Raw genomic sequence first — 10,458 nt, 5'->3', positions numbered from 1 at the left:
TTGATATTTTTTCCTCAATATGGGCTGCAACTATTTTTTCTCGGAGATCCACTGAATATGCTTTCATGACAGTATTATCTTTATTATTACTAACTGTACCTCATAACTTCGGAAACTGCTGTAAAATAGAATGTTCATGAGTTAAATTATTGATTGAGGTCAAGCGAACACCAGAATTACAGTAACCCTGATGCCATAGAAAGTTCAATCTTTTGATGTTTCTTTTGTTTCGCATAAAATACTCACGACTTTTACTTGATTTTTGGGTTATGCAGATAAAATCTGTTTTCCTTCCTTGATTGATTTCTTCCTAATATTTAAAGTTTTTTTGTCTATTATTAACCGAGGTTTAGAAACAGCATCTTGCAAAAATTGAGTTATTACTTCCACTGAACGATCGCCATTAATCACAGTTAAAAAACCTTGTTGGCGATAATGCTGAATTAGGGGAGCAGAATGCTCTTGATAGACTTCTATTCGTCTGTAAATAACTTGATAATTATCGTCTGAACGACCCCGTTCCAGTAACCTTTGTACCAAAACATCAATGGGGACATAAAAGCTAAAAACTTGGTTGTAAAGCTTTTCTGGTAATACAGATCTGCCTTGAGGTAGGATTTCTAATAGTAGTTGATCAAGAAGTTTCACCTGGGACAAATTACTAGGAAATCCATCCAGAACCCAACCCCTTTGGGCAGAGGAATGACTTAAGCGTTTGCGGATAATATCAAGGATTAAATCATCTGGAATTAAATCACCTTTTTCTACATAGGGCTTGACTTTTAAGCCCAAATAAGTCTCTTTGGCGATCGCCTGATGGAATATATCATCAATAGATATATGGGGAATTTGCCATTGGCTTGATATTGCAGCCGCTTGTGTACTTTTCCCAGCACCTGGTACTCCCAAGAAAATCAATCGCATTTAAACACCCCCTATTTTCAACCGCAGATCAGACGGACAGAACAGATCTCAATAGCTATGCAAAAATTAATACTAGCATTGATAAAGTAAATGCAAAGATAGAAAGACGTAAACAAAACTCTCACTCATCAACTGGCAAAGACCAATATTTGAGATATAATCCCCATAGAATAGAAATGATTTTTTTCTAAAAACAATGGCAACTGAAAAATCAAAAGACTCTTACATCAGAGACAAGCTAGACCAAGCCAGAAAAGCGAAAGCAGCCAGTGGCGGCTATGCCGGCTATGGTTCACCTGCTTTTGGTCAACAGTCTGTTAATGGTGAATTAGTGGAAGATCCATCTGAACAACAGATTATTGAATTAATTCGCCGTCACCACAAGTCAGGAAAATCACTTCCACAAATCGCCGCTTGGCTTAACCAGCAAGGATATCAAACCAAGCGGGGGAGTCAATGGCAACCTGTATCAGTTAAAAGGGTTTTAGACAGGCTCTATGGTAAAATACAAAGAATTTCCGGTATGGACGAAGACTGATGTACATATTGGCTCTAATTTAGAACCACAAAGTAAAAATGTCTTTTTTACCCCTACTGAGATAGATAACCCCGAATTTTAGCCCATATTTACCTTTTGATAATTCAATCCTTTATATAGAAACTGTTTCCCCCCTTTCATCCTTTACATCCCTCGTATTGTACCTGAAATTTATAGAAAATAATATGTATATCACAAAAAACTTTACAAAACTTTATAAATTAACTTCATCGGCTATTGTCAAATATGGAAATTGATGACCCACTCATTGGCGTTCCTTGCTTAGAAGATGCGATAGATAAGCGTCCACTGGTTGTTACACCGAATACTTCCCTAATTGATGTTGTCAATTTAATGAATCAGACGCGAGGTAATAGTTGTTTCTTACCTGATTTTGATTCAGAAATGGGTTTTAGTTCCATGCAAGGTACGCGGTCAAGTTGTATTTTAGTCATAGAAAGAAACAAATTACTGGGCATTTTCACAGAAAGAGATGTTGTTAGACTTACCGCCATGGGTAGAGATTTTACTGGAGTGAAAATAGCTGATGTCATGATACATCCAGTAATAACCTTAGTGGAAACTTCATTTCGGGATATTTTTGCGGCACTGTTTTTATTTCGGCGGTATCGGATTCGCCATTTAGTGATAGTCAATGAAGATACACGAGTAGTAGGAATTGTTTCCCCAGAGAGTATTAGACAAGTTTTGCGCCCCACCAATTTACTGAAAATGCGACGGGTATCAGAAGTCATGACAAACCAGGTAATTCATGCAGCACCCACAGCCTCCGTACTCAGCTTGGCGCAGATGATGGCAGAACATCAAGTTAGTTGCGTGGTGATAACGAAAAGTGGTTCTGGGAATGATGCTGAATCCGCTGGGAGACCAGTAGGAATTGTTACAGAAAGAGACATAGTACAATTTCAAGCATTGGGCTTAAATTTGCCTGAAATTCAAGCAAAAACAGTGATGAGTACACCGTTATTTTTACTGAGTCCAGAAGATTCCCTATGGTCTGCCCATCAAGAAATGCAAAAGCGACGAGTGCAGCGATTGGTTGTATCCTGGGATTGGGGCGCAAAGTTAGCTATCGTCACTCAAACCAGTTTATTGCGGATATTTGACCCATTGGAGATGTATGGAGTCATAGAAACCTTACAATTAACTGTAGCTCAATTAGAAACAGAAAAAGCTAAATATTTGCAGAAACAAAATAATGTTAGAGAACTATCTATACAGCCTAGTTTAAAGGAGATAGGGAAACAAAACATAGTTACTAATGACAATTTAGATACCTTGATTTCTACTGTTGAAAGCCGGATAGAACATTTGATCAAAAATCCTGATTTATCCAGAGAATTACAGCAAATGTATTTAAGTTTAGCGACAACGGAGATACAGAAAATCCGTCATTGTCTTAATAACTGAAAAATCCTCAAAAATTGAATTTTTGGGAGATTTTACTGTTCTTTACAGAGATTTGTTTGATCGTGTTCACCTACTTATTCATGATAATCACTACCAGAACCAAACCGCCATTTATCTATTAACTGATGCCAATAATATTGTTTTTCTTGTGGTAGATTATTAACTAATATTTCTAACATTGGACTTAAAGTAAACAACCTAGTATACACAATTAAATTTACATAATGTAACATCCAATCTAACAAACTCAATAAACCCACTTGGGGAATGATTTTTGCAACTAATAAAGGATGAGATAAACCAAAAAGATTACCTGATGCGAATCAGAATCCAAATAAAATTAATTCTTTTATTGTATTTTGGCAATCTTTACCAACTCTATTAAATGGTGCATTAATAACATTGCAATTAGCATTTATTTCCGGGTTATTTGGTTTAATTAGCGGTTCTTTGATGGGGATAATTCGTCTTTCTACAATTAAACCTTTGCGGTTTTTAGCTAGGGCTTATATAGACTTTTTTCGAGGTACACCGTTATTAGTACAAATATTTATGATTTACTTTGGTTTACCGGCGATTTTTCAAGAAATCGGTTTTAATTTGACTTTAAATCGCTTTATAGCTGGAGTAGTTGCGTTAAGTTTGAATAGTGCAGCTTACATTGCAGAAATTGTGCGCGGGGGAATCGAATCAATTGAAAATGGACAAACAGAAGCAGCTAAATCATTAGGTTTAAATCCTCTACAAACGATGACTTATGTAATTTTTCCCCAAGCATTTCGGCGCATGATTCCACCTTTAGGAAATGAATTTATAAGTTTATTAAAAGATACGAGTTTAGTCGCAGTCATTGGGTTTGAGGAATTATTTAGAAAAGGACAATTAATTGTTTCTGACAACTATCGCGCTTTGGAAATTTATGCGGCTGTGGCTGTAATTTACTTGTGTTTAACTTTGATTTCCTCCCAATTTTTTAGTCAGTTAGAAATATGGATGAATCCCAGTAGTAAAAATGTATAAATTCCTATTCAATCACAACAATATAATGATCATGATGAAAATTATACTTGTCTCTGAATAACGCAAAATTATACTTATCTTAAGTTAACATTAACAAATAGATAGACTTCAGTGGTATAACCTGTTAGCAATACGGCATATTACGTAACGGTTAGGGTTTAATAATTAAAGGGATAAATTGAAAAATCAACTCAAATCTGTCCCAATTGGTGACTTAAAGTGCTATATTATAGTCACATTAGTATAGTCACATTTGAAATCAATTAGTGTTTTTCAGTAACCAGTGACTTAATACCTTAGTGACCGTATTTTATCAAATTAATTAGGGGCAAATCTATTATGACAACTTTCACGACAACACCGCAACAAGATATCATTGATGCAGGGGATGGAGATAATACTGTTAGTACCGTCTTTGCTGACCTCCAACAAAATGACACTATTAATGGTGGTGATGGTACAGATACCCTAATCATCACCGGGGGAAGTGCTGAGGATACCATAAATATAGATGCCAGTGATATCACTAATCAATTAGACATTGATGGAACAAAAGTAACAGGATTTGAACATTTTGATTTCAGCAACTTTACAGGTGAGGTGATATTTAACGGCACCACTGGTAATGATTGGATTCAAAGTGGTAATGAAGATGATGCTTTAAGTGGTGATAATGGAGATGATTACCTGAACGGGGGTGCAGGAACAGACGCTTTAATTGGCGGTAAAGGCAATGACACTTATGTCGTAGATAATCTGGGTGACATCATTTATGAATTTTTAAATAGCGGTATAGATACGATTCAATCTTCCGTAACTTGGACATTAAAGGCAAACCTGGAAAACTTAATTCTCGTTGGCACAGATATCATTAATGGTATAGGTAACAAACTTAATAATACCCTCACTGGTAATGTAGCAGATAACCAACTCTCTGGTAATGCTGGTAACGATACCTTGATTGGTAGTACAGGTAACGACACCCTGAATGGTGGTGAAGGTAATGACACAGCAGATTACAGCCAACTTGGTCAAAGCATCACTTTATCAGCAACTGGAATTATTACTAAACGTGGTGTGCTAGAAGATGATCAACTGATTCCAGTCAATGATCAATTGATTCAAGTAGAGACAATTATTGCTGATGCCAGTGCGGTTAATAATACCATTGATGTGTCTAATGCGGGAAATGCAGCTTTTATCAACGTCAATTTACAAACCCAACAATTGACTATCAATGGTGTCGGAACATTCACAGTCACCAATTTTGATCATGTTCAAGGAACAAGTCAAGATGACACCATTATTGGTGATACTCAAAACAACCAACTCTCTGGTAATGCGGGTCATGATACCATTTTTGGCGGAACAGGTAACGACACCCTGAATGGTGGTGAAGGTAATGACACAGCAGACTATAGCCAACTTGGTCAAAGCATAACTTTATCACCAACACAAATCATCACTAAAGGTGGTGGACTGGGAAATGATCAACTGATTCAAGTAGAGACAATTATTGCTGATGCCAGTGCAGTTAATAATACCATTGATGTATCTACTGCGGGAAATACAGCCGCTATCAACGTCAATTTGCAAACACAACAATTGACTATCAATGGTGTAGAAACACTCACTGTCACAAATTTTGATCATGTTCAAGGAACAAGTCAAGATGACTCCATTACTGGTGATACTCAAGACAACCAACTCTCTGGTAATGCTGGTAATGATACTATTGCTGGTAATGCTGGTAACGATACCATCTTTGGTGGAGCGGGTAATGATACTATTTCCGGTGACGATGGTAATGACACAGCCGACTACAGCCAACTTGGTCAAAGCATAACTTTATCACCAACAGAAATCATCACTAAAGGTGGTGGACTGGGAAATGATCAACTGATTCAAGTAGAGACAATTATTGCTGATGCCAGTGCGGTTAATAATACCATTGATGGGTCTACTGCGGGAAATGCAGCCGCTATCAACGTCAATTTACAAACCCAACAATTGACTATCAATGGTGTCGGAACATTCACAGTCACCAATTTTGATCATGTTCAAGGAACAAGTCAAGATGACACCATTATTGGTGATACCCAAAACAACCAACTCTCTGGTAATGCTGGTAATGATACCATCTTTGGTGGAGCAGGTAACGACACCCTCAATGGTGGTGAAGGTAGTGACACAGCAGACTATAGCCAACTTGGTCAAAGCATCACTTTATCACCGACACAAATCATCACTAAAGGTGGTGGACTGGGAAATGATCAACTGATTCAAGTAGAGACAATTATTGCTGATGCCAGTGCGGTTAATAATACCATTGATGGGTCTACTGCTGGGAATGCAGCTTCTATCAACGTCAATTTACAAATACAACAATTGACTATCAATGGTGTAGAAACACTCACAGTCACCAATTTTGATCATGTTCAAGGAACAAGTCAAAATGACACCATTATTGGTGATACTCAAGACAACCAACTCTCTGGTAATGCTGGTAATGACACCATTTTTGGCGGAACAGGTAATGACACCCTCAATGGTGGTGAAGGTAATGACACAGCAGACTATAGCCAACTTGGTCAAAGCATAACTTTATCACCAACACAAATCATCACTAAAGGTGGTGGACTGGGAAATGATCAACTGATTCAAGTAGAGACAATTATTGCTGATGCCAGTGCGGTTAATAATACCATTGATTTATCTACTGCGGGGAATGCAGCTTCTATCAACGTCAATTTACAAACACAACAATTGACTATCAATGGTGTAGAAACACTCACAGTCACCAATTTTAATCATGTTCAAGGCACAAGTCAAAATGACACCATTATTGGTGATACTCAAAACAACCAACTCTCTGGTAATGCTGGTAACGATACCCTAATTGGTAGCACAGGTAACGACACCCTGAATGGTGGTGAGGGAGGTGATGCATTAATTGGTGGTACAGATGATGATATCTACATTGTTGATAACACCACTGATATCATTACGGAAAATGTGGGAGAAGGTACAGATACCATTCAATCTAGTGTCACTTTTACTCTTGCTGCTAACGTTGAAAACCTGACTTTAACAGGAACAACTGCAATTAACGGTACGGGTAACGCAGGTAATAACGTCATTACTGGTAACAGTGCTAATAACACCCTTGATGGAGATGCAGGCAATGATACCTTAATTGGTGGTACAGGTAACGATATTTACATTCTTGATAGTGTCACTGACATCATTACGGAAAATGCCAACGAAGGTACAGATACCATTCAATCTAGCATCACTTTTACTATTGCTGCCCTAATCAACGTCGAAAACTTGACTTTAACAGGAACAACAGCGATTAATGGTACGGGTAACGCGGGTAATAACGTCATCACTGGTAACAGTGATAATAACACCCTTAACGGTGGTGCAGGCAATGATACCTTAATTGGTGGTGCAGTCGATGATATCTACATTGTTGATAGTATCACTGATATCATTACGGAAAATGCCAATGGAGGTACAGATACCATTCAATCTAGCGTCACTTTTACTATTGCTACCAACGTCGAAAACCTGACTCTCACAGGAACAACAACGATTAACGCTACCGGTAATGCGGGTAATAATGTCATTATTGGTAACAGTGCTAATAATGTGATTATTGGTAATGCTGGTAATGATACCCTTGATGGTGGTAACGGCAGTGATGCATTAATTGGTGGTACAGGCAACGATATCTATCTTGTTAATAGCACCACTGACACCATTACGGAAAATGCCAATGAGGGTACAGATACTATTCAATCTAGCGTCACTTTCACTATTGCTACCCTAACTAACGTTGAAAACCTGACCCTGTCGGGAACAACAGCGATTAACGGTACGGGTAATGCGGGTAATAACATCATTACTGGTAACGGTGCTAATAACACCCTTGATGGAGGTGGAGGCAATGATACCTTAATTGGTGGTACAGGTAACGATATCTACATTGTTGATAGGACCACCGATATCATTACGGAAAATGCCAACGAAGGTACAGATACCATTCAATCTAGCGTCACCTTCAGCATTGCTACCAACGTCGAAAACCTGACTCTAACAGGAACAACAGCGATTAACGCTACTGGTAACGCTGTTAACAATGTCATTACTGGTAACAGTGATAATAACACCCTTGATGGAGGTGGAGGCAATGATAGATTAATTGGTGGTACAGGTGATGATATTTACGTTGTAGATAGTACCACTGATATCATTACCGAAAATGGCAACGCAGGTACAGATACCATTCAATCTAGCGTCACTTTTACTATTGCTGCCCTAACTAACGTCGAAAACCTGACTTTAACAGGAACAACAGCGATTAACGGTACGGGTAACGCGGGTAATAATGCAATTATTGGTAACAGTGCTAATAACACCATTAATGGTGGTACTGGCAATGACACCCTTAATGGGGGTACGGGTATTGATACCTTAATTGGTGGTACTGGCAACGATATCTACATTGTTAATAGCACCACTGACACCATTACGGAAAATGCTAACGAGGGTACAGATACCATTCAATCTAGTGTTACTTACTCTATTGCTGCTAACGTTGAAAACCTGACCCTGTCGGGAACAACAGCGATTAACGGTACGGGTAATGCGGGTAATAACATCATTACTGGTAACGGTGCTAATAACACCCTTAATGGAGGTGGAGGCAATGATACCTTAATTGGTGGTACAGGTAACGATATCTACATTGTTGATAGCACCACCGATATCATTACGGAAAATGCCAACGAAGGTACAGATACCATTCAATCTAGCGTCACCTTCAGCATTGCTACCAACGTCGAAAACCTGACCCTAACAGGAACAGCAGCAATTAACGGTACGGGTAACGCAGGTAATAACGTCATCACTGGTAACAGTGATAATAATACCCTTAACGGTGGTGCAGGCAATGATACCTTAATTGGTGGTGCAGGCGATGATATCTACATTGTTGATAGCACCACCGACATCATTACGGAAAATGCCAATGGAGGTACAGATACCATTCAATCTAGTGTCACCTACTCTATTGCTGCTAACATTGAAAACCTGACCCTGACAGGAACAGCAGCAATTAACGGTACAGGTAACGCAGGTAATAACATCATTACTGGTAACGGTGCTAATAACACCCTTGATGGTGGTGCAGGCAATGATACCTTAAGTGGTGGTACAGGCGATGATATCTACATTGTTAATAGCACCACTGACACCATTACCGAAAATGCCAACGCAGGTACAGATACCATTCAATCTAGTGTTACTTACTCTATTGCTGCTTTAACTAACGTTGAAAATCTGACTCTAACAGGAACAACTGCAATTAACGGTACGGGTAACGCGGGTAATAACGTCATCATTGGTAATAATGCTAATAATGTGATGATTGGTAATGCTGGTAATGATACCCTTGATGGTGGTGACGGCAGTGATGCATTAATTGGTGGTACAGGCAACGATATCTATTTTGCTAATAGCACCACTGACACCATTACGGAAAATGCCAATGAGGGTACAGATACTATTCAATCTAGTGTCACTTTCACTATTGCTACCCTAACTAACGTTGAAAACCTGACTCTCACAGGAACAGCAGCAATTAACGGTACAGGAAACAGTGCTAATAACATCATTACTGGTAACGGTGCTAACAACACCCTAACCGGAGGAGTTGGAAAAGATACTCTAACTGGAGGGTTAGGAGTGGACCGTTTTGACTACCGCACTTTAGCTGATTCTGTTTTCAGTAACTTTGATGTGATTACTGACTTCAATACTGTTAATTACTTCTGGCATAATGATTTATTCCTTGTTTCCACTGCCCGCAGCGGATTCTCTAATGCCGGAACTGTGGCAACACTTGATACAACCGGAATTGCAGCTAGGTTAACTACTGCTGTGTTTACAGCTAACTCTGCTGCTCAATTTACCTTTGGTAGTCGCAGCTTTGTCGCTATTAACGACGCTACCGCCGGATTTAGTGCCACTACTGATGCCATCATTGAGGTGACAGGTTTAGCTGGCACTCTGACAATCAATAACTTTACCACTGCCCTAGCGTAGCTTCTGGTATCCTTGAGGTAAACCACATTGTAGAGACGTTTCATGAAATGGCGTTGCTGATTTTGGGTATGATAGGGGAAAGGTGCGATTCCTATAGCGATCGCTAATAAATAAGGCGTTGCTGATTTCGGGTATGATTTTATCATACCCCAATTCAGCTTATTGATGCAAAAAGTCCGTCATTGTCTTAATAACTGAAAAATCCTCAAAAATTGAAGTTTTGGGAGATTTTACTCTTCTTTACAGAGATTTGTTTTATTGTCTTCACCTACTTAGGGCTTGCTGATAGCGTAGCGTGGCGTTAGCCATATAACCCACATTCCGCACCCTGAACTGTCACAGATCAAAAAAGCAGAGATAGTAGTACATAATAACTAACGATCAATTAAAGAGAAATAAGCTTAATGAGAATACATATCATTAAAAGGGGGGTG

4 protein-coding genes and 2 pseudogenes are annotated in these 10,458 nt (G+C 38.8%); 4 read left to right on the top strand and 2 right to left on the bottom strand.

What is annotated here, in order from left to right; translation table 11 throughout:
* Positions 1-267: 267 nt before the first annotated feature.
* Positions 268-924: a nucleoside monophosphate kinase gene (locus FFO06_RS20145; protein ID WP_137909623.1), complete on the bottom strand. Its 657-nt coding sequence runs from the start codon at positions 922-924 to the stop codon at positions 268-270.
* A gap of 196 nt (positions 925-1,120) precedes the next feature.
* Between FFO06_RS20145 and FFO06_RS20140 the strand changes: the two genes are divergently transcribed.
* Both FFO06_RS20140 and FFO06_RS20135 read left to right on the top strand, forming a co-directional pair.
* Entirely contained in the window at positions 1,121-1,462 is a 342-nt protein-coding gene (locus FFO06_RS20140) for a recombinase family protein (RefSeq protein WP_137909622.1), read from the top strand.
* A gap of 246 nt (positions 1,463-1,708) precedes the next feature.
* Entirely contained in the window at positions 1,709-2,893 is a 1,185-nt protein-coding gene (locus FFO06_RS20135) for a CBS domain-containing protein (RefSeq protein WP_137909621.1), read from the top strand.
* A gap of 74 nt (positions 2,894-2,967) precedes the next feature.
* Here the strand turns inward: FFO06_RS20135 and FFO06_RS20130 are convergent.
* A pseudogene (locus FFO06_RS20130) lies at positions 2,968-3,195 on the bottom strand (FAD-binding oxidoreductase); the annotation flags it as partial.
* Between FFO06_RS20130 and FFO06_RS20125 the strand changes: the two are divergent.
* Together FFO06_RS20125 and FFO06_RS22180 are read left to right on the top strand one after the other, a co-directional pair.
* A pseudogene (locus FFO06_RS20125) lies at positions 3,194-3,913 on the top strand (amino acid ABC transporter permease); the annotation flags it as partial. The pseudogenes FFO06_RS20130 and FFO06_RS20125 sit on opposite strands and share 2 nt — an antisense overlap.
* 339 nt (positions 3,914-4,252) lie before the next feature.
* Entirely contained in the window at positions 4,253-10,024 is a 5,772-nt protein-coding gene (locus tag FFO06_RS22180; RefSeq protein ID WP_137909620.1) for a calcium-binding protein, read from the top strand.
* The last annotated feature ends 434 nt before the right edge of the window (positions 10,025-10,458 follow it).

The sequence above is a fragment of the Dolichospermum planctonicum genome, assembly GCF_005402965.1.
GTDB classification, from domain to species: domain Bacteria; phylum Cyanobacteriota; class Cyanobacteriia; order Cyanobacteriales; family Nostocaceae; genus Dolichospermum; species Dolichospermum planctonicum.
This window is presented reverse-complemented; position numbering and strand designations above follow the sequence as displayed.

Bases quoted from the DNA above. Each gene is read 5' to 3' on its own strand.
- FFO06_RS22180 (WP_137909620.1), top strand. From the start codon at position 4,253: ATGACAACTTTCACGACAACACCGCAACAAGATATCATTGATGCAGGG.
- FFO06_RS20135 (WP_137909621.1), top strand. From the start codon at position 1,709: ATGGAAATTGATGACCCACTCATTGGCGTTCCTTGCTTAGAAGATGCG.
- FFO06_RS20140 (WP_137909622.1), top strand. From the start codon at position 1,121: ATGGCAACTGAAAAATCAAAAGACTCTTACATCAGAGACAAGCTAGAC.
- FFO06_RS20145 (WP_137909623.1), bottom strand. From the start codon at position 924: ATGCGATTGATTTTCTTGGGAGTACCAGGTGCTGGGAAAAGTACACAA.